Origin of the sequence: Pseudooceanicola aquaeponti (genome assembly GCF_050897975.1) — a bacterium.
GTDB lineage: Bacteria > Pseudomonadota > Alphaproteobacteria > Rhodobacterales > Rhodobacteraceae > Pseudooceanicola.
This window is the reverse complement of sequence record NZ_JBPAXY010000003.1, coordinates 12,540-32,745: the sequence shown is the minus strand read 5'-3', so window position 1 is coordinate 32,745 and position 20,206 is coordinate 12,540. Positions and strand designations below refer to the sequence as shown.

Here is a 20,206-nt window from a genome sequence, read left to right as displayed (position 1 = left end):
GTTTCCCCATGCACGCAGATATGATCATCCGCGGGGCAGAGATCATCGACGGCACCGGCGCGGCGCGCCGGCCGGGTGATGTCGCGGTGACCGGCGACCGGATCGTCGCCATCGGCCAACTGGATCACTGGACCGCCGGGCGCGAGATCGAGGCCAAGGGCCGTATCCTCGCCCCGGGCTTCATCGACCCCCATGTGCACCATGACGCCGCGCTGTTTACCCAGCCCGACATGGAGTTCATGACCAACCAGGGCGTGACCACCGTGATCAACGGCAACTGCGGCTTCTCCATCGCGCCGGTCAAACGCCCCGAGAACCTGCCCGGCCAGCTGCGCATGATCGCCGAGCGGCCCGACCTGATCTTCTCCAGCTATGCCGACTATCACGCCCGCATCGCCTCCGAGCCGCCCGCGGTCAACGCCGCTTGTCTGATCGGCCAGTCCACCCTGCGCGCCAATGCGCTGGACGACCTGACCAAGGCGGCAACGCCCGACCAGCTGAAACAGATGGCCGCCGACCTGGACGAGGCCCTGGGCGAAGGCGCCATCGGCGTCTCGACCGGGCCCTTCTACCCGCCGTCGCGGGCCTCGACCACCGAAGAGCTGATCGAACTGGGCCGCGTGGCGCAGCGCCATGGCAAGCTTTACGTCACCCATATGCGCGACGAGGGCGACCGGGTGATCGAAGCCCTGGAAGAGACCTTCGAAGTGGGGCGGCAAAGCCATTGCGGCGTGCATGTCTCGCACCACAAATGCGCGGGCCTGGCCAATCACGGCCTCTCCTCGACCACGCTGAAGATGATCGACGACTTCATCGCCGACCATGACGGCGGACTGGACACTACCCCCTGGGTGGCCTCCTCGACCATCCTCAATTCCGGGCGGCACAAGCAGGCGACCCGGGTGATCGTCGCCGAAAGCGAGCCCTATCCCGACATGGCGGGCCGCGACCTGGCCGATATCGCCGAGGAATGGGGCACCGACCTGGACGGCGCCATGGAACGGCTGCTGCCCGCCACCGGCATTTTCTTCATCATGGCCGAAGAGGACGTGCAGCGCATCCTCAGCTATGACCGCACGATCATCTGTTCCGACGGCATCCCCACGGGCAAGCATCCGCATCCCCGGGTCTGGGGCACCTTCCCGCGCGTGCTGGGCCACTATGCCCGCGACGTGGGTCTGTTCAGCCTGGAAACGGCGGTGAAGCGCATGACCTCGATGCCCGCCGACCGCTTCGGCCTGGGCGGGCGCGGGCGCATCGCCGTGGGGGCCTTTGCCGATCTGGTGATCTTCGACGCCGCGACGATCCGCGAGGGCGCCACCTTCGACAATCCGATCCAGCCTGCCCATGGCATCGACCGGGTCTTCGTCAACGGCACCGAGGTCTTCGCCTTTGGTGAAAAGACCGGCGCGCGGCCCGGCCGCCCGCTGACCCAGACCGTCCCCACCCAGGTGGTCTGAGCCCCGCATCGCCCCAAAGCCCTGTCGGCAGGCGGATCCGGTCACGACCGGCGAGCGCCGCCCTGCCGGCGCAGCCCCGGCCCTGTCCCCGGCCGGGGCACGGGCCGTCCCCTACCCAGGGGCGGCCCGTTTCGCGTCTCGCCCGTCCCTTCGCATCCCTGATGGCCCCTGGCCGTACCGCAAGGGGCGGCAGACCCTTGCCAGCGCGCGCGCCCGACGCCGCCCTGGCCTTGACCCTTTGGGCGCTTCCCCGGCATTAAACGGTCCGGAACGACCCGGGCGGTCTATTTCGGCCGATCCGCTGAAGGAGCATTTTCATGACCAAGCCAGAGCGCAACCGCAACAGCGCCCTGCGTGTTGCGGCGCGCAATCTGAAACGCAGTCTGAAGCGGCAGCAGGCCCTGCGTCGGCGTCGCCGCAGCCCCGCGCGCTTCATCGGGGTCACCGGCAGTTCGGCCAAATCCACCACCGTCACCCTGCTGGCCCATATCCTGGCGGCCCGTGGCCCGACCCGGATGCAGGTCTTTCACAACACCTATTACCCGGTGGTGGAAACCATGCGCCTGCTGACGGGCGACGAAAGCTATTCGGTGCACGAGCTGGGCGCCGGGTCGGACTTCTTCCGCGAGGCGGCGCAGATGATCGCCCCCGACCTGGCCATCGTCACGATGATCAGCATGGAACACCGCTCGAGGTTCAAGACCGAAGAGAACATCACCCGGGAAAAGGCGCAGCTGGTCGAGGCGCTGCGCCCCGGCGGGGTGGCGCTGCTGAACGGCGATGACCCCTGGGTGATGTCGATGGCCGACAAGGCGGAGGCGCGCCAGGCCCAGGTGGTCACCTTCGGCCAGGGCGAGGGGCTGACCTATCGTGCCATGCGCATCCAGGCCGCCTGGCCCGAGCGGCTGCGCCTGACGCTGGAATGGCCCGGCGGCACGCTTGATCTGCAAACGCAATTCGTCGTCGGCCACTTCTGGCTGCCGGTCACCGCCGCCGCCGCCGCCGCGCTGGAACTGGGCGTCCCGCCCGAGATCGTGGCCGAGCGCATCGCCCAGGTGGCCCCGCTGCAAAGCCGCTGCGACACGCTGGAGGTGCCGGGCGGGCCCAGCTTCGTGATGGACACCGCCAAGGCGCCCGCGCGCACCCTGGGGCTGAGCCTGGATCTGTTGCGCACGGCCCGCGCCCCCTACAAACGCTTCGTCCTCTCCGGCGTTTCGGATTTCGGCGGCAGCAACCGGCGGCAGTATTCCGATGTCTACGCCCAGGCCAGCGAGGTGGCCGACGAGGTGATCATCCTGGGCGAGCGCGCCAAACACGCCCGCGCCTCGGACGAGGACATCGCCGCCGGACGGTTCCGCAGCTTCGCGGATGTGAAATCGCTGACGGGCTACCTCAAGGAGACCGCCCGCCCGGACGAGTTGATCCTGCTGAAGGGCTCTGCCGCCCTGCATCTGGAACGCGCCGCCCTGGCCTTCCGCGAAGAGGTGGCCTGCTGGCAAGAGAAATGCGGCCGCAATCATCCCTGCCACGACTGCCTGGCCCTGACCTCGGGCTATTCGCCCAAGGCGGTCAAGCGCCAGCGCGACAGCAGCTTCCACCCCCGCGACCCCAAGAACCCGCTGTTCCGGCGGCTGGAGGGCTGAGGCCCGCCCGGGTCCGAGGTACGCGCGCCCGTCGCGGCGACCCGCCGCCGCGTGGGAAGGGGCTTGGCCGGGCCTTCCGGAATCATGTAGAACAGAACAGGAACACCCTGCCCGGGCGACTCGTCCGCCCGGGCAGGGGTCCGCAGGTCGGCGCGCCCTGCTCGCGCGTCCGGCCTGCCCTGTCGTTGTCACCTGTCCGCCTGTCTTCGTGCGCCCGTTCGCCCTGTCCTGTCATCTGCCCATGTCCTCGCTGCCACCCTCCCTGTCTGCCGCCTCTGCCCGCCACGGCGGCCCCGCGCCGCTTTTTGCCAGCGCCTTCCCGCTGCGCCCTGCGCGGGTGCATGAGGTCTGCGGCGCCGGCGCCACCGCCTTTGCCGCGCTGACCTGTGCCCGCGCCCGGGCCGGGGCGCTGATCTGGATCCGCGAGACCTGGATGCGCGACCAGCTGAGTCCCCTCGGCCTGGCGGATTTCTTCGACCCGTCGCGGCTGATCCTGGCCCGCGCCCCCGATGCCGTCGACGCCCTGGCGGTGGCCGAAGAGGCGCTGCGCGACAGCGCCGTCGCCCTTGTCCTGCTGGAGGTGACCCGCCCGCTGGACCTGCGCGAGGGGCGGCGGCTGCAACTGGCGGCCAAGACCGGCGGCGCCACGGGGCTGTGCCTGATCCCCGAGGGCATGGGCTCGAACGCCGCCGAGACCCGCTGGCGGGTGCAGCCGCTTTGGGCGGGGGCGCGGGCCGGGGGGGCCGACTCGACTTTGCTGCGCTGGCAACTTATCAAGAACAAATCGGGAACACTTGGAGCCTGGGATGTCTGCTGGAACCGGACGACGTATCGCCTCGATGTGGTTTCCCCGCCTGCCCAGTGACCGGGTTCTGCGCGTCAGCCCGCTGGAGGGGCCCTTCGCGCTGACCCTGCGCGAGGGCAATGCCGAGCGGATCCACTGCCTGAACCGCGCCGCCGAGGCGGCGGGGCTGGCCCGTGGCATGGGGCTGGCCGATGCCCGCGCCTTCTGCCCGGGCCTGATGACCGACCCCGCCCGCCCCGACCGCGAGGCGCGGTTCCTGGAGGGCTTGCGTCGCTGGGCGCTGCGCTATTGCCCCTGGGTGGGGATCGACGGCGCCGACGGGCTGGTGCTGGACGTGACCGGATCGGCCCATCTGATGGGCGGCGAGGCGGCCCTGCTGGAGGATATGGCGGCCCGCGCCGCCCGGGCCGGGCTGACCCTGCGCGCGGGCCTGGCCGACACCCGGGGCGCCGCCTGGGCCCTGGCCCATTTCGGCACGCCCGAGGCCGTTCCGGTCAGCGGTGGAACGGACCGGCCCTCCTCGGCCCCGCCCCCCGTCTTCCGCGCCCCCCCGGGCGAGACCGCCCGCACCCTGGCGCCGCTGCCCGTCGCCGCCCTGCGGCTGGACCCGGCCCAGGTCGCGGGCCTCGAACGGCTGGGCCTGCGCCAGATCGGCGCGCTGGAGGTCGCCGCCCGCGCCCCCCTGGCGCGCCGCTTCGGCCCGGCCCTGCTGGCGCGCCTCGATCAGGCCATGGGCCGCCAGGCCGAGGCCGTCAGCCCCGCCACCGAGGCGCCCCATTACGCCACCCGCCTGACCCTGCCCGACCCCATCGGGCTGGAGGCCGACGTGATGGAGGGCACCCGCCGCCTGCTGGAGCGGCTTTGCGCCACCCTGGACCGGCAGGAGGCAGGGGCGCGCACCCTCTGCCTGACCCTGCGCCGGGTTGATCGCGACAGCCGCCAGGTCGAGCTGCGCCTGGCCGCGCCGATGCGCGATCCGGCGCGGATCCTGCCGCTGTTCCGGCGCGGGCTGGAGGGGGTGGATGCGGGCTATGGCATCGACCAGATGCGGCTGGAAGCCACCCTGGTGGAACCCCTGCCCGCCCGCCAGATGTCGCCCCGCGCGGGCGGCGGCGCGGCCCGCATCGAGGATCTGATCACCCGCATCGGCACCCGCATCGGGCTGGAGAACGTGCAGCGGTTCCGCCCCGCCGACAGCCATATCCCCGAGCGCGCCTTCCAGGTGGTCGCCGCCGCCTTCGACGCCCCCGCCGCCGCAGAGCCCGACACCGCCAATCGCGCGGGCGCCGGGGCCTGGGCCGCGCCGCGCCCCCGGCCCCTGCGCCTCTTCCCCCCCGAACCGATCGCCGGACAGGGCCCGCGCCCGCCCGCGCCGCTGCGCTGGCGGCGCATGACCTTGACCCCGCTGCAGGTGACCGGGCCGGAACGGATCGCGCCCGAATGGTGGTTCGACCTGCCCGACTGGCGCCGGGGCCTGCGCGATTACTGGACGGTGGACACCCGCGAGGGGCGGCGGCTGTGGCTGTTCCACACCCCCCAGGATCCGGCCTGGTTCGTCGCCGGGGAGTTCGCATGACCGCCGCGCTGCCCGCCCCGGCCCCGCACCGCCCGGTTGCGCCCGTCATCGGCGACGCAGACCAAAAGGTCGTGCCAAAGACGGACCCGGCGCCAGGCCCCCACGCCCCGGCCCCCACCCTTGCCGATCCCACCGGGCACAGCCCCTGGCCCGACGCCGCCTCCGAGGCCCCCGGCACAGCCAGCCCCGGCGCGCGCCCCCGGTCGGCCTCTACTCCCCCGGACGAGACCCCGGATGAGGCGCCCCCTGCCTATGCCGAGTTGTGCACCACGTCGAATTTCACCTTCCTGACCGGCGCTTCGCATCCCGAGGAACTGGTCACCCGCGCCGCCGAGCTGGGCCTGGCGGCCATCGCCATCACCGACCACAACTCGCTGGCGGGCGTGGTGCGCGCCTGGTCGGCCCTGAAAGAGCTGCGCCGCGCCGCCCGCGAGGCGGCAGAGGGGCAAGACCCGCCGGACCACGACGACGCAGCCGCCGACAACGCGCCCCCCGCCCCCGACGAGGCAGCGCCAGCGGCCGAGGAGGACCCGGCGCGCCCGTCCAGCCCCGCGCCCGGCCCCGTGGTGCGCTCGCACACCCGGGTCGATCCCTCGTCGCGCCTGCCCCTGCCCGCGAAACCCGCCCTGGCGCCCCCCCGCGTCCCGCAGCTGCCCCGGCTGATCACCGGCTGCCGCCTGGTGCTGCGCGACTGCCCGGTCGAGTGGATCGCCCTGCCCCGCGACCGCGCCGCCTATGAGCGGCTGTCGCAGCTCTTGACCCTGGGCAAGCGGCGCGCCGAAAAGGGCCAGTGCCTGCTGTCGCTTGACGATCTGCTGGCCCATGGCCAGGGAATGATCCTGATCGCCCTGCCGCCGCGCGATCTGGCCTCGGCCCGCCGCCCCGTGACCCAGGTACAGCGGCGCTTCCCGGGCCATGTCTTCCTGGGCGCTGCGCCGCGCTACGACGGCTCGGACCAGGGCTGGTTCGACGCCTGCGCACAGCTGGCCCTGGCCGCCTCGGCGCCGATGGTGGCCGTAGGCGACGTGCTGATGCACCACGGCGCGCGGCGCCAACTGGCCGATGTGCTGACCTGCCTGCGCGAAGGGCTGACCATCGACCAGATCGGCACCCGCGCCCTGCCCAATGCCGAACGCCGCCTGAAGGCCCCCGCCGACATGGCCCGCCTCTACCGCCGCCACCCCGCCGCCCTGCGCCGCTCGTGCGAGATCGCCGCGCGCTGCGCCTTCGACCTGGGCGATCTCAGCTACGACTACCCCGACGAGGTCTCCGAGGGGGGCGAGGCGCCGCAAGACAGGCTGGACCGGCTGGTGCGCGCGGGCCTCAGCCGCCGCTGCCCCGATGGCATCCCCGACCGCTATCACGCCCTGGCCGAGAAAGAGCTGTCGGTGGTCGAAGAGCTGGGCTTTGCCGCCTATTTCCTGACCGTGCACGACATCGTCGCCTATGCCCGCTCTGTCGGGATCCTGTGCCAGGGGCGCGGCTCGGCGGCCAATTCGATCCTGTGCTGGGCGCTTGGCATCACCGATGTCAGCCCCGACATGATCGGCATGGTCTTTGAACGCTTCGTCTCGCGCCACCGGGGCGAGCCGCCGGATATCGACGTGGATTTCGAACACGAACGCCGCGAAGAGGTGATCCAGTGGATCTACGACCGCTACGGGCGCGACCGCGCGGGCCTTTGCGCCACGGTGATCCACTTCCGATCCCGCGCGGCGATCCGCGAGGTGGGAAAGGTCATGGGCCTAAGCCAGGATGTGACGGCGGCCCTGGCCGGGCAGATCTGGGGCATGTCGGGGCGCGGCGCCGACCCCGAAAGGATGCGCGAGCTGGGCCTTGACCCCAGCGACCGGCGCCTGGCGCAGACCATCCGCCTGATCGGCGAGATCATCGGCTTTCCCCGCCACCTGAGCCAGCACGTCGGCGGTTTCGTCATCACCCGGGGGCGGCTGGATGCGCTCTGCCCGATCGAGAACGCGGCGATGGAAAACCGGACCGTCATCGAATGGGACAAGGACGATATCGACGCCCTCGGCATCCTCAAGGTCGATGTCCTCAGCCTCGGGATGCTGACCTGCCTGCGCAAAAGCTTTGACCTTCTGGCCGAGTATGAAAAGCGCGCGCTGACCCTCGACACCGTGCCGCAGGAGGATCCGGCGACCTACGACATGCTGTGCCGCGCCGATGCGGTCGGGGTCTTTCAGGTGGAAAGCCGGGCGCAGATGAACTTTCTGCCCCGGATGCGGCCGCGCACCTTCTATGATCTGGTGATCGAGGTGGCCATCGTCCGCCCCGGCCCCATCCAGGGCGGCATGGTGCAGCCCTATATCCGAAGGCGACAAGGGCTGGAGGAACCCGAACCCTTCGGCCCCGCCCTGGCCGAGGTGACCGCCAAGACCCTGGGCGTGCCCCTCTTCCAGGAACAGGCGATGCAGATCGCCGTGGTGGGCGCCGGTTTCACCCCCGAAGAGGCCGACCGGTTGCGCCGCTCGCTGTCGACCTTCCGCCGCATGGGCACCATCGGCGTCTTCCGCGACAAGTTCATCGGCGGCATGCTGGCCAATGGCTATGACCCCGAGGTGGCGGCGCTGTGTTTCAGCCAGATCGAGGGCTTCGCCGACTACGGCTTTCCCGAAAGCCACGCGGCGGCCTTTGCCATGCTGACCTATGTGTCCTCCTGGCTGAAACGCCACCACCCGGCGGTCTTTGCCTGCGCGCTGCTGAACTCGCAACCCATGGGGTTTTACGCCCCGGCGCAGATCGTGCGCGATGCCCGCGAGCATGGGATCGAGGTGCGGCCGATCTGCGTCAACGCCAGCCACTGGGACAACCGGCTGGAACGGCGCCCCGACGGCGCCCTGGCCCTGCGCCTGGGGTTTCGCCAGATCAAGGGCTTCCGCGAAGAGGACGCGGGCTGGATCGTGGCGGCGCGCGGCAACGGCTACCCGGATCCCGAAAGCCTGTGGTTGCGCGCGGGTCTGGCGCCATCCGTGCTGGAGAAGCTGGCCGAGGCCGACGCCTTCGCCGGCCAGGGCCTGACCCGCCGCGATGCCCTGTGGGAGGTGAAGGCGATCCGCGCCCCGCGCCCGCTGCCGCTGTTCGACGATGCGCTGGATGGCGAAGGGGGCGTGGAACCCAAGGTCGAGCTGCCCGCCATGCACCTGGGCGAGGAGGTGGTCGAGGATTACGTCTCGATGCGCCTGTCGCTTCGCGCCCACCCGATGGAGCTGTTGCGCCCCGCCCTGCCCGACACCCTGCCCCATGGGGAACTGGCCACCACGCCGCCCGGTCGGGTGACGATCTGCGGGCTGGTGATCACCCGGCAGCGCCCCGGCACCGCCTCTGGCGTGATCTTCCTGACGCTGGAGGATGAAAGCGGGGTGGCCAATGTGGTGGTCTGGCCGAAACTCTACGAGGCCTACCGCCGGGCGGTGATGGGCGGGCGGCTGCTGCGGGTGACGGGCTATATCCAGCGCGAGGGGATCGTGGTGCATGTGATTGCCCAGCGGATCGAGGATCTGTCGCACCGCCTGGGCCAGCTGGGCCATCCGCTGAGCGATCAGGTGGGCGTGACCCACCCCGAGGCTGACGACGCCCCGCGCCGCCCCGACGTGCCCCGCCCGGCCCGCGCCAAACCCACGGCCAACCACCCCCGCGAACAGGCCAAGCGGCTGTTTCCCAGCCGCGATTTTCATTGACATGGAAACCATCTCACCCAGAGAAAACAAAAAACTCAGGGGGGAGAAAAATGGAAATCACACGCATATTTGGCGACGGCAGACTGCGGGAAGTTCGCGCCTGGCAGGAATGGCTACAGAAAATCCAGATTCTCCGGAAAAGATACGAATACTGGGGGAACGGATACGACCTCTTCGCAAATAACGAGACGGCAAACGTTGCCTCCCTGGGCAATGCCGCCACCCTCGCAGGACACATGGCCCTCACCGAATATGCAGCCGTCAAACACCGGCACACGAGAGGACGCGCCCATCACAATGGACGATACGACCTCTGGATGAGCAATGCTGACGACAGCTATTGCTGGGGGCTGGAGGCGAAGAGCCTGTGGGACGAGCAAACCCTTAACCAATCAGACTTCGACAAAAGGATGCAGGCCGCCAACAAAGACACCAAGGCCCATATGAAAGGTGAAGCAGACTGCCGGGTTGGTCTCTTCATCCTAACGATACAATATAGGGATGATACCGATTTTCGGAAAGAGTCCATTCGCGCCCACGACGCGCTGGTAATGAACTCAAGCGCTCAAGTGGACCTCGCGTATCGTCTTGAGGGGCCCCTTGCAGACCTCTGGCTTTACTTCGCTCTCAATCCCTAGAGAGGGAGCGCGGGCGTTCCGCTTTTGCCCGAGGCAGGCAAGTGGGAGCCCCCCTCAACCAAAAGCGATCCCCTGCCCCGCGACCATCCGGCCCACCGGGGCGGCGGCGTCGAAACCGTGGCGGCGGAAGGTGGCCAGCACCGCCTCCAGCGCCTCGGGCGCGCAGGACACCAGAAGCCCGCCCGAGGTCTGCGGGTCGCAGACCAGCGCCCGGTCGACCTCGCCCAGCCCCTCCAGGGTGACCTCGACCCCGTAGCTGGCCCAGTTGCGCCCCGAGGCACCGGTGACATGGCCCGCCTCGGCCAGCGCCCGCGCCCCCGACAACAGCGGCACCGCGCCCCACTCCACCTCGGCCCGCAGGCCAGAGCCGCGCGCCATCTCGAGCCCGTGCCCGGCCAGGCCAAAGCCGGTCACATCGGTCATCGCATGGACCCCGGGCAGCGCCGCCAGATCGGGCCCGGGGGTGTTCAGCCGGGTCATGGTGGCGATCATCTCGGCATATTGCGCCTCTGACAGCTGCTCTTTCTTGAAGGCCGCCGAATAGACCCCCACCCCAAGCGGCTTGCCCAGCACCAGCAGATCCCCCGCCTGCGCCTGATCGTTCTGCTTCATCCGGTCCAGGTCCACCAGGCCGATGGCCACCAGCCCATAGATCGGCTCGACCGAGTCGATCGTATGGCCCCCCGCCACCGGGATCCCGGCCGCGGCGGCGGCCCGGGCGCCCCCCTCCAGGATCCGGCCGATGGTCTCGGGCGGCAGGCTGTTCACTGGCATCCCCACCACCGCCAGCGCGAAAAGCGGCCGGGCGCCCATGGCGTAGACATCCGAAATGGCATTGGTGGCGGCGATGCGGCCGAAATCCTCGGGGTCGTCGACGATGGGCATGAAGAAGTCGGTGGTGGCGACAATCGCCTGGCTGTCGGAGATCTTGTAGACCGCCGCATCGTCGGCGCTGCCGATGCCCACCAACAGCTCGGGCGGCACCGGCAGGGCCCGGGTGCCCGCCAGCAGGTCCGACAAGACGCCGGGGGCGATCTTGCAGCCACAGCCGCCGCCGTGGCTGAGCGCGGTCAGGCGCAGGGGGGATGCGGTCATGGGGTCTCTCCTGGGATCAGGGTTGCGACATGGGCGGCGATACGCGCGGCCAGGTCCGGCAGCGCCTCGGGCGCCAGGCTGGGCACCGCCAACGGGGTGACATGGGCCGGGTCCATGCGGGCGCGGTGGCGCGCATAGCCGGGGTCATAGCGCAGCGCCATCAGCGAGCGGGCCAGCGCGGGGAAATCGCCCGCCGCGACAGCGGCGTGCCAGGCCTCGACCTGTTTCGCCGCCACATAGGGGCGCAGCGTGTCCAGGATGCCGTGCAGCCGCACCGGATCGGCGGTGACATCGGCATAGGCCCGGGTCAGATAGGCGGCGCGTTCCTCCAGCGGCGCCTCCAGCACCAGACGCGGCGCGGCCTTCATCGCCGCCCAAAGCGCGGGCGGCAGGCGACAGGCCCCCACCTTCGAGCTTTCGGCCTCGACCACCACCGGGCGGGCGGGATCCAGCCGCGCCACCTGCATGGCCAGGGCGGTTTCGAACCCGCGCTGCTGCGGCTGCACGCCCATGGCCCCGAAAAGCGAGCCGCGATGGTTGGCCAGCCCTTCAAGGTCCAGCACCTGTACCCCCAGCCCCGGCAACATCTTCAGCAGTTCGGTCTTGGCCGAGCCGGTATTGCCGTCCAGCAGCAGCACCGGCGCCGGGAAGGGATCGTCGTAAAGCGCGCGCACCACCAGCCCGCGAAAGGCCTTGTAGCCGCCCTCGATGGTCTCCACCCGCCAGCCGATCTGGCGCAGGATGGTGGCGAAACTGCCCGAGCGCTGGCCGCCGCGCCAGCAATAGACCAGCGGGCGCCAGCCGCCATCGCGGTCTTGCAGGCGTTCTTCGATATGGCGGGCAGCATTGCGCGCCACCAGGGCGCCGCCGATCTTGCGCGCGTCAAAAGGCGAGACCTGCTTGTAGATCGTGCCGACCCGGGCCCGTTCGGCATCGTCCAGCACCGGCAGGTTGATCGCGCCCGGAATGTGATCCTCGGCGAACTCGGCGGGCGCGCGCACGTCGATCACATCGTCGAAACCATGGGCGAAGAGATTGGAAAGGGCGGTCAGCTGGATCGGCATGATTCCAGATAGCGCAGGTGCGGCCTTCTGGGAAGCACGGGCCGCACGTCGAGCCGCCCCACCCCGGGAGCAAAGCACAGCGGCGCGCCCCCTTGCGATTTCCGCTTCAATCCGGCGGGGCGCTTTGCTACAGAGCACGTCACGCGCCTTGCCCCAGGGCGGCGCGGGACAGGTTGCGGGTGTGGCGGAATTGGTAGACGCACCAGATTTAGGTTCTGGCGCCTTTGGCGTGGGGGTTCGAGTCCCTTCACCCGCACCATTTTGATTTTATGGGCTTTTCCAAAGCTGCTTCTGCCTTGGGCGTGTCGGACGCTGGCGGTTTCGCAATTTGTTTCGCAGGTTCCCCCTGCGTTCATGATCTACCCCATGACCACCGCATGAGCATCGCGGCAAAGTGCTCAACAACATTGCATACTCTCCAACGCCTTTCAGGGTCGGTTGCAAAAGCTATCGACCACGCGCCATCGAATAGACCACGACATCGCTGAAGCTAGGTACCAATGCGTCTACGAATCTAGATGCAGGTAGCAGCTCTTCGAAGACATTCGAGCAAGTCGTAGCATGAGGCCAGGCGCCGACAAGAAGCGCGGATTGCGGTCATTCACTTTAGTCTACGGTAAGGTCAGCAAGGCGCAGGTAGCGGACATGGCGCTCGCCAGGGGCACGCCTAGTGCGGCCGGTGCTATCGGCCCTTTCCGGACCTTCAAACACAGTCCGGCTGTCGCATCGCAGCACCTACAAGCGGACATTGCCCCGTGCCTAAAGTTTCCCGGAAAAGTGACGCGCTGTCCGGACCACCCCCAGCAACAGCGCGTCAGGTGTTCAGCGGAACCTGGCTGCGTTCTCTGCAGCCGCGGCATCCGTGTCGCCCTGACCGAACGCCGACGGTCGCGGCTCCGGCAGTTGCAGCGCCTCTTGAACCCGCGGCATGGCGTCGATGCGGTCGAACCACGCCTGCAGGTGCGGCAGCCCGTCGACGTTCACCGTGGCCCAGAAATAGCTACGTGCCCAAGGGTAGGTCGCAATATCGGCGATGGACATCGCATCACCTACCAGCCACTCGCGCCCTTCGAGCCGCGTATCCAGCACTTCCAGCAGGCGGCGGCTTTCGGTCACATAGCGATTAATGGCGTAGGGCACCTCATCGCCATTCGGCTTGGCGATCCGCTGGAAGAACATCGCCTGGCCCATCATCGGGCCGATCCCGCCCATCTGGAACATCAGCCATTGCAGCGTCTCCGAGCGCTCCTTGGAGTCGTGGCTGAGGAACCGATCGTATTTCTCGGCGAGATACCACAGGATCGCGCCGCTCTCGAACACCGCGAAGTCATCAGCGCCGCGATCCACGATGGTCGGAATGCGCCCGTTCGGGTTCAGACGCAGGTAATCGGGCGCCTTCTGCTCCTTCTTGCCGAAATCAATCGGCACCAGTTCGTAGTCGATCTGCGCTTCGTGCAGGAAGATCAGGGGCTTCCAGCCGTTCATGGTGTTGGCGGTGTAGAGAACGATATCAGGCCGCATCATCGGTGAGCTCCCCGAAGATCGTGGCAAGATGGGCGTCGAACCGGGCCAGGTCGGACGCCACGTCGGGGTTCTTCATCACGTCGAAGGCCCCGAAGGTCGGCAGCGGCGTCATGCCGAAGAACCTGGCGTTCAGATGGACCGGACGCAGGAGGTCATCCAGAGACATGCCCTCGAAGAACGACTCTGCCGGGTCGTCGAAGGCTTCTGCCGGGGCGTTCAGCGTGGCCAAGATCATGTAACGCGTGCCTGCCAGCTTACCGCCCATACCGTAATTCGCTTTCGGTGCAGCGGCGCTTCGGCCGTCGCCATTGCTGAGCTGACCGCCCATGCCGACCGTGTAGACCTCATCCATGTATTTCTTGAACGACCACGGCACGCCCATCCAGTTCACCGGGAACTGCAGGAGGACCACGTCCGCCCAAAGGTGGCTGTCCACCTCGGCCTGCACGTCGTAACCGGCGGCCACCGTCGTCAGGCGGACCTCGTGCCCCTGTGCTTCAAATGTAGCCTTGGCGCGTTCCGCGAGCGTTTTGTTGAGTTTACCGGGGGCAAATTCATAAGGCTGCGCGCCGTTCAGGATGTGGATCTTGCTCATTTCGTCTCTTCCGTTGCTGCGCCCGCTTGACTTCGGCGGGGTCTGGGATGAGATGACCGTGGTAGGAAACAAAAACAACCAGTATACTTTTTGTAACCTACTCCGAAGCGGACCAGCGGAGCGCAAAACGATGGATGCAAAGATCGAAGTAGACGGTGCCGGCCGACGGAGCGCGGCCAATGCCTGCACCGAACCCTGCGCCATTGAGCGCGGGATGCGGATCATCGGAGGGAAATGGACCGGCTCCATCCTCTGGCACGTCAAGGATGGGCCGGTGCGCTTCAACGACCTCGCCCGGATGATCGGCGGTGCATCGAAGAAGATGATCACGGAACGCTTGCGGCAACTGGAAGATCAAGGGCTGGTCAGGCGCGAGGTGTGTGATACCGCCCCGATCACCGTGGTTTACGAAATCACTGATTTCGGGCGCACAGCCCTGGGTTTTCTGGATGAGTTGCGGAAGTGGAGTGAGGGCCTTCCGAAGAGTTTGACCGCTGAAAAGAGATAGCCTGTCGAGAGCGCTACCGGCCCTTCCGCGACATTTGTGCAGGACGCAGCATGAACCCAGGCACCGACATTAAGGGCGAGGAGCCGACGTTCGCTGCGTCAGGCATGAACGTCAGCAATGCGCAGGGAGTGGACACGCCAACCGGGCTTTCGCCGGCCGCGCCCCTCGGCGCTTCCGGCCCATTCCAGACCTTAAGCGCGTTTGCCAATGCCGCAGCGCAGCTTTGCCAAAGCGGACGTTAGTCTGATTTGCTGTCATAGGTAAACTTCGGACTGAACACTGGTCTCTCAGCGTCCCCTCAATCGCAGTGGTAAGAGCAAACGAAAGATACTAGTGTGTCCTTCCCGCAGTCCGGCGCACACCAGATGGATATGCTATCGCTGAAAGAATTCGGCTTGGCGCAGTTCTTGCAACTGAAGTGGGACACAACGAGCAGCAAGTGATTTCGCGAAAATGAACGAAGAAGATGATGTATTTAAGCTGATCTCAGACTTCATCAAAGGCAAGTCTGGCCCACCGGACATGAATGCCGCGCAGCTATCGGTAACGGGGCAGCCGAACATCGATGAAATCATAATGCCACAGCTGAGCATGTACTACGGTGATTTCGCAGCCGAGTATCCCGTAGTCATTCGAGCTATGAAGAACTGTTCACTTAGTTCTTGCCTGTCATGTTTTGGCGCGATGCTGACCTTGCCTGAGTTCCAGTCGAACAATCGACGGCTTGAAGTCCTTATCCACCTTGCGCTTATGTTCGCGCGTGGCCGGGTCTCAATCACTCCGGGAAAGGCCTCCGCTTGGTTTAACCAACTTGACGACGGCACATGTGGCCGCTTGGAAGATCCTGCGGAGGATGTTTTCGTCGCTCCGGTTGCGCTCTCATCAGAATCATTTCTGCTCTTTGAAGGCACCTCGGAAGGAAACGCATTCCAAACACAGATATTCCTGGATGCTTTAAATTTTATGCCCAATCGCGGAGCCTATCTCGCTCTGAAAAGCTCGGTGCGGGCGCTCTTGAGAGTATCTCAGAAGATGTCTGAGCGAGTTGATGTTGATGAGTTCCTCGTTGGAAACACAGTACCAGCTTCAAAAATTGGAAAGCCAGGCGCTGAAGTCTGGTCACAGCTGATGAAGAAAGTCACCTTTTCTTTCGATGAGCTGGATGAAATTGGCGTCACCAGGCAAGAGCTACAGCCCTTCATCATTCACGAAGATACCTTTAAGCTACTAGGCAAGATCCAACCTGGTCATACCCCTGTCGAGGCGCATCCGGTTTACGAGACAAAGAAAGGTCTGATATTTTTCGCGCCAAGCGTTATAGGATTAGCAATCCGCCATTTCATCATTGAGCAATGTATTAAAGCAGGCATGCAAGAGGTTTTGTACACCTCGATTGCAAATGCATATACCCGTCTTTTCTCATCAGAGCCGTTTTTGGGGGATACTCGCCTTACGCCGCAATTTTCAAATTATGCTGGTCTTTATGTGTCCCATGCCACGAAAGAAATCGACTCTGGCAGATATCTTCACGTTGTCTTCGTGGTCGATAGCTTCGACGGCTATGAGGATGGTACCTTTGCAGGACACAACGACTTCGACAAGACGGCCGAATTTGTAAGGCGCGCAATAGAAGAAGCACACAGCGGGGTTTCGGAAAGAGCGGGATATCGGGAGGCTGTCACCCTTGTCATCGGCTGTGGTTGGGGGCGTGGATTTGGGTTTGGGTTGCATGAACTGCCACCAAGCTGGCGCATTGAAATGATGCCTGCCTTTGACGCCTTCACTTTGTCGCGTCTCTCTTCGTTTTCACCATTGGAAATATTCCGTGTTTTGGATGCAAAGCGCAGCGCCGAGGCGATGGGGATCGAAATCCTAAATGCTAACGGATTTCTGAACTTGTACGCGTGGATGATGGAGAACCACGGGCATATTGTTCCGCACGAAAAGCTTCAGGACGATTTTCTGGATGCTCCTGGAGCAAGCTTTCTTCATCTACCGATCAACTCAAATCTGAACCTGCGTCAGAGAGCAAATCTTGGCGCGCATATCAAAACGCTGAGACGCCCCGATGGAACGGTATCGCGATTTAGGCGGAACAGTGGGACGCCGAGATACGGCACCGATGAGCTATCTCCCTTTTACGTTGACCTTGAAGGTATCGGTGGTGACTTGTGGAGATCAGTCTATCTAGGGAAAAAGGGAACCTATTGGATAGAGGGTCGTGTCCCGCAAGGCACGGACGCTTCACTGAGCTACCACATGCTTGCGATGGTGATGCACTGGAGCGAGCAGGTTTTCCGACACTTGGATGAAACCGTGACCACGGAAAACCTCAATGTCTGCCTTGAGGCATTTTTTGACGACCATGAAATGCCCGTGGAGGCTACGACCACCCCCGATGAGAAGGAGATATCTAGCCAAGTAAGCACGCAACCGATCGAAATTGCGGGATATGCTGCTGCCAGAATTCAATTGCATGAGGGATATCTCCTCTCGTCGCAACGTCACGATAATCTCGGAGAGCGGATTGTTGTCCGTGCAATGGTTTCCAGTATTCTTGGTCAGCTACAAGACGCCGTTGAAGACGCGCAAATCGAGGACGTTGTAAGCGCTGTGATGCCCTCTGAACATGCGAGGCACTTTCACAGCTTTACTGTCCCAAACGTCCGCGATTTCGTCAGGGACGATCTACCAAGATCAGTCGTCAAGATCACATCTCTCGATGATGCGCAGTCGCGCCTTGGTCTAGGTTGGAAGTGCCGTGACCCTTCGCAAGGCCTTTATATCAATGGACTTCAGGACTGCAAAACTTATCTTCGCCAGCTGGTTCTTGCGGTTGTGAGCGAACTGAAGGCCAGTCTTTCCAAATTCAACCGCTTTGAGACAATCTACGCCCTGCTTCGAAACCATGAAGCTGCGATGAAGGAATTCGAAACTTGGAGAAGAACCTTCGCTTCGGTGAATGCGCTAAGTACAGTCGAGGGAGGTGCGACGGATGAAGCTTCGGAGTCGATTGCAAAATTGAATGCCGCGAGTATGGCTTCCAGGCTGGTTGTGGAAGCTGCCGCATCAGAGTGCCCACTTGATGACGGTTTGACGCCCGGGCGGTATGATCTTGCTCAACTCATGTCGCGCGCCGCGCTGCTTCATCACCTCGGAGGCTACTCGGTTGCTATGGAAGCAGGGATGATGCCAGCGGAGATCAAGATATCACCCGCAGGCGATGTGATGATGAATCACTCGTTCTCGGATGATGTCATCACACCCTTTGGACAGAGCTTTCAGTCGCAGGCATTACGCGATGCCGCAGACGCCTATGTTGAAAACTATGCCGAGCCAGGGGCTTGGGAAAATAATCACCCAAAGCCGGACAAGTCAGAGTTGGACGAGACGTTCGAACAGGCTTGGTTTGATGAGTATGGCTCTTCCATCGATGAGATAGCAGCAGTTCTCGGCGGCTTCGAAACAATCGCTCACACTGATCGCAAGGCGGTGATGCCAATGCGGCTTTCCGTACTTTTGGCTCGTTTGGCAGCCGACACAGGGCTGGAAGAAGAGCGATTAAGAGCGTGCCTAGAACCTTTCCTCTTCGCGCCCAGAGCATCATGGAACGATGTACCGGAGGGTTTTGAGGAGTCGAGCTGGCACCCTTGGCGCTTCCAGCGCCAACTCTCAATAGTCTCACGACCGATCATTCAGCTCGACACGCGCCATGATCCGACCTGTCTTGTTGCTCCGGCAATGACATACTCGCACATTCTGAAATTCGTCTCTGATGCGCGCCTCGGTGATTTTGATCAGAAGTTCTTTCGCACTGGCGGAAGCATGTTCAAATGGATGGGCAAGATCAATGGTAGCGAGGGAGAAGAGTTCAATGAAACGGTGGCGAAAGAGTTTCGTCGCTGTGGCTGGAAGGCCGAGGCAAATCTATCAGATGGGCAAATTCTCTCTCGTGCGAAAAAGCAGGGCTTTGGTGATGTCGATGTCTTGGCTTGGAACCAAGACCAGAGGCGTGTGCTGGTTGTCGAGTGCAAGGACCTTTCCTTTGCCAAGACTATGAGCGACATCGCATGGCTACTTAGCAAATACAAAGGCAAGGTGAAGCCAAACGAAAAACCCGACCTTCTTCGAAAGCATTTGAACCGCTGCGAAGAAATCGAAGAAAACCGCCAAGCGCTTTCGACGTTTGCCGGCTTCGAAGTGAACGCTATAGAGCGGGTTCTGCTCATGAGCCAAGCGACCCCCCTGCAGTTTGCAAAAGTTGGAGAGGAGTACAGCGTCGCAGTAGTAACGTTTCGGGAGATTGAACCGACATTCGGCAGCGAACGAAGCGGTTCTTAGGCTGGGTCTGGTGGCAGAACTTAGCAACCGGTAGTGATCTAGTGCGGAACAGCTTTGTACTCACCAGCGTTTTCCAATATTTCGCTCATCCTAGAAAAAGTATTTGAAAGGCCATCAATGAGCTTTTCATAGATATCAAAGAGCGATGCATCTGGTTCTAGGCCAAGGCGTCTTGTCACGGATTCCAGCTGAGGCGGATTTGATCCCGGCGCCAAATGCGAGTAGGCAACGCGGAGGTCGTAGAGCACATAAAGGGGCGACATAAGCGCCGCGACCTCTTTGTTTGATGCCATTGTTTCCATTATGGTCTGCAAACGCTTCAAACTTCCGGGCCCCGGAGATTTTACGCCAAGGCTCTTTACGACTCCGTTGAGCGCAGCGTTATCCAGAGATTCCAAATAGACCTTGTTCAAAGTGTCGGCGACGTGACGCCGCTCTTTCGGCGTATCGACGACCGGTGGAGTGAAGGATAGCGCAAGATCATAAGCCTCCGCCTCGAGGTGACCAAGCGCAACACCAAACCGGGCAAGGCTCTTGCTTAGGAATTCAGATCGAAGGCGGAACAGCACTTCTTCTTTGGCGAGTTCGGTGAACACCGCTTCTATCTGACCATCATAGAATTCGCTCCCTAGCGAATGATCAGAAGGAATGTTTTCTGAGCGCAGGTAAAATTGCTCTTTCTCAGGCAGCTTGGCGATATCTCCAAGCCACATGACGACATGTCCATGACGATTGAGACCAAAGCTTATGCTGTCCTCTTGAGTGTCAATCGATCCGTAGGTAGTCGATGCGAATTTCACGCTGTAGTCAGGGGAGTTGTCGTACTTCAATAGCACACTGCGATTGAAAAACACGGGTTGGAGGAATCCTTCATCAAAGGAACGATACAAACCAGGAATGTAGAAATAATCGTCAGGGTCAAAGATAAAAGGTACATTCGTGAACCCAAATTTTTCAGTATGTTTCCGCCTATTGACCCTAACCACCTTTGATGATCGCTCAAAAGCCTCTTTGTGGAGATTTACTATCGCAAAACGTGAACCGTCCGGAAGCTGTTCGTGTCCGCATTGTGGGCACCTCAGTACCGGGAGACCGCAAATTTTGATGGCGACCCCAGAGACAGTTTCATCGAAGTCAAAAAAAGAAAGTTCGGTGTGTGCATTACAGTTGCTGCAGTAGATCTGCTGAGGAACACCGTCTTTGGGGATAATATCACTGATTTCCATATTTCATCCGCACTAAAAAATTAACGCCGCGCC

The 20,206-nt window shown here is 63.8% G+C and carries 13 protein-coding genes and 1 tRNA gene; 9 read left to right on the top strand and 5 right to left on the bottom strand.

The window, feature by feature from the left end:
* Positions 1-8 precede the first annotated feature (8 nt).
* The 6 genes from ACRARE_RS06870 to ACRARE_RS06845 all read left to right on the top strand — a co-directional run bounded on the left by ACRARE_RS06870 (position 9) and on the right by ACRARE_RS06845 (position 9,820).
* A complete protein-coding gene (locus tag ACRARE_RS06870) occupies positions 9-1,460 on the top strand; it encodes an N-acyl-D-amino-acid deacylase family protein (RefSeq protein WP_432655683.1) in 1,452 nt (483 codons plus the stop codon).
* A 317-nt stretch (positions 1,461-1,777) separates the two neighbouring features.
* Positions 1,778-3,103 carry a Mur ligase family protein gene (locus tag ACRARE_RS06865; protein ID WP_432655682.1) on the top strand — a complete coding sequence of 442 codons (1,326 nt, stop codon included), beginning with the start codon at positions 1,778-1,780 and terminating at the stop codon, positions 3,101-3,103.
* A 241-nt stretch (positions 3,104-3,344) separates the two neighbouring features.
* Entirely contained in the window at positions 3,345-3,968 is a 624-nt protein-coding gene (locus ACRARE_RS06860; RefSeq protein WP_432655681.1) for an ImuA family protein, read from the top strand.
* The gene (locus ACRARE_RS06855; protein WP_432655680.1) at positions 3,910-5,484 is read left to right on the top strand and encodes a Y-family DNA polymerase; all 1,575 of its coding nucleotides are present in this window, start codon (positions 3,910-3,912) and stop codon (positions 5,482-5,484) included. The genes ACRARE_RS06860 and ACRARE_RS06855 overlap by 59 nt, the downstream gene beginning before the upstream one ends.
* The gene (locus ACRARE_RS06850; protein WP_432655679.1) at positions 5,481-9,182 is read left to right on the top strand and encodes an error-prone DNA polymerase; all 3,702 of its coding nucleotides are present in this window, start codon (positions 5,481-5,483) and stop codon (positions 9,180-9,182) included. Before ACRARE_RS06855 ends, ACRARE_RS06850 begins: the two co-directional genes overlap by 4 nt.
* Before the next feature lie 50 nt (positions 9,183-9,232).
* Positions 9,233-9,820, top strand: coding sequence for a hypothetical protein (locus ACRARE_RS06845; protein WP_432655678.1), 588 nt, complete (start codon positions 9,233-9,235; stop codon positions 9,818-9,820).
* Between the two features lie 54 nt (positions 9,821-9,874).
* Here the strand turns inward: ACRARE_RS06845 and selD are convergent, their stop codons facing one another.
* A complete protein-coding gene (selD, locus tag ACRARE_RS06840; RefSeq protein WP_432655677.1) occupies positions 9,875-10,915 on the bottom strand; it encodes a selenide, water dikinase SelD in 1,041 nt (346 codons plus the stop codon).
* Positions 10,912-11,979 carry a tRNA 2-selenouridine(34) synthase MnmH gene (gene mnmH / locus ACRARE_RS06835; RefSeq protein WP_432655676.1) on the bottom strand — a complete coding sequence of 356 codons (1,068 nt, stop codon included), beginning with the start codon at positions 11,977-11,979 and terminating at the stop codon, positions 10,912-10,914. The genes selD and mnmH overlap by 4 nt, the downstream gene beginning before the upstream one ends.
* A gap of 175 nt (positions 11,980-12,154) precedes the next feature.
* Here mnmH and ACRARE_RS06830 point away from each other — a divergent pair.
* Positions 12,155-12,238: transfer RNA gene (locus ACRARE_RS06830), tRNA-Leu, on the top strand.
* A gap of 563 nt (positions 12,239-12,801) precedes the next feature.
* Here the strand turns inward: ACRARE_RS06830 and ACRARE_RS06825 are convergent.
* On the bottom strand, positions 12,802-13,503 hold the full coding sequence (locus ACRARE_RS06825) for a glutathione S-transferase family protein (RefSeq protein WP_432655675.1): 702 nt from the start codon (positions 13,501-13,503) through the stop codon (positions 12,802-12,804).
* Positions 13,490-14,098 (bottom strand): NAD(P)H-dependent oxidoreductase, encoded by a 609-nt coding sequence (locus ACRARE_RS06820; RefSeq protein ID WP_432655674.1) that lies wholly within the window; start codon positions 14,096-14,098, stop codon positions 13,490-13,492. Before ACRARE_RS06820 ends, ACRARE_RS06825 begins: the two co-directional genes overlap by 14 nt.
* A gap of 130 nt (positions 14,099-14,228) precedes the next feature.
* Here ACRARE_RS06820 and ACRARE_RS06815 point away from each other — a divergent pair, with 130 nt between their 5' ends.
* Positions 14,229-14,606 (top strand): winged helix-turn-helix transcriptional regulator, encoded by a 378-nt coding sequence (locus ACRARE_RS06815; protein WP_071971572.1) that lies wholly within the window; start codon positions 14,229-14,231, stop codon positions 14,604-14,606.
* A gap of 453 nt (positions 14,607-15,059) precedes the next feature.
* On the top strand, positions 15,060-18,947 hold the full coding sequence (locus ACRARE_RS06810; RefSeq protein WP_432655673.1) for an anti-phage protein Upx-like protein: 3,888 nt from the start codon (positions 15,060-15,062) through the stop codon (positions 18,945-18,947).
* Between the two features lie 38 nt (positions 18,948-18,985).
* Here ACRARE_RS06810 and ACRARE_RS06805 read toward each other — a convergent pair whose 3' ends face one another.
* On the bottom strand, positions 18,986-20,173 hold the full coding sequence (locus tag ACRARE_RS06805) for a hypothetical protein (protein ID WP_432655672.1): 1,188 nt from the start codon (positions 20,171-20,173) through the stop codon (positions 18,986-18,988).
* Positions 20,174-20,206: the final 33 nt, after the last annotated feature.

Coding starts and splice junctions, on each gene's coding strand:
- ACRARE_RS06810 (WP_432655673.1), top strand. CDS start 15,060: ATGAACGAAGAAGATGATGTATTTAAGCTGATCTCAGACTTCATCAAA.
- mnmH (WP_432655676.1), bottom strand. CDS start 11,979: ATGCCGATCCAGCTGACCGCCCTTTCCAATCTCTTCGCCCATGGTTTC.
- ACRARE_RS06870 (WP_432655683.1), top strand. CDS start 9: ATGCACGCAGATATGATCATCCGCGGGGCAGAGATCATCGACGGCACC.
- ACRARE_RS06815 (WP_071971572.1), top strand. CDS start 14,229: ATGGATGCAAAGATCGAAGTAGACGGTGCCGGCCGACGGAGCGCGGCC.
- ACRARE_RS06865 (WP_432655682.1), top strand. CDS start 1,778: ATGACCAAGCCAGAGCGCAACCGCAACAGCGCCCTGCGTGTTGCGGCG.
- ACRARE_RS06845 (WP_432655678.1), top strand. CDS start 9,233: ATGGAAATCACACGCATATTTGGCGACGGCAGACTGCGGGAAGTTCGC.
- selD (WP_432655677.1), bottom strand. CDS start 10,915: ATGACCGCATCCCCCCTGCGCCTGACCGCGCTCAGCCACGGCGGCGGC.
- ACRARE_RS06860 (WP_432655681.1), top strand. CDS start 3,345: ATGTCCTCGCTGCCACCCTCCCTGTCTGCCGCCTCTGCCCGCCACGGC.
- ACRARE_RS06850 (WP_432655679.1), top strand. CDS start 5,481: ATGACCGCCGCGCTGCCCGCCCCGGCCCCGCACCGCCCGGTTGCGCCC.
- ACRARE_RS06825 (WP_432655675.1), bottom strand. CDS start 13,503: ATGATGCGGCCTGATATCGTTCTCTACACCGCCAACACCATGAACGGC.
- ACRARE_RS06805 (WP_432655672.1), bottom strand. CDS start 20,173: ATGGAAATCAGTGATATTATCCCCAAAGACGGTGTTCCTCAGCAGATC.
- ACRARE_RS06855 (WP_432655680.1), top strand. CDS start 3,910: ATGTCTGCTGGAACCGGACGACGTATCGCCTCGATGTGGTTTCCCCGC.
- ACRARE_RS06820 (WP_432655674.1), bottom strand. CDS start 14,098: ATGAGCAAGATCCACATCCTGAACGGCGCGCAGCCTTATGAATTTGCC.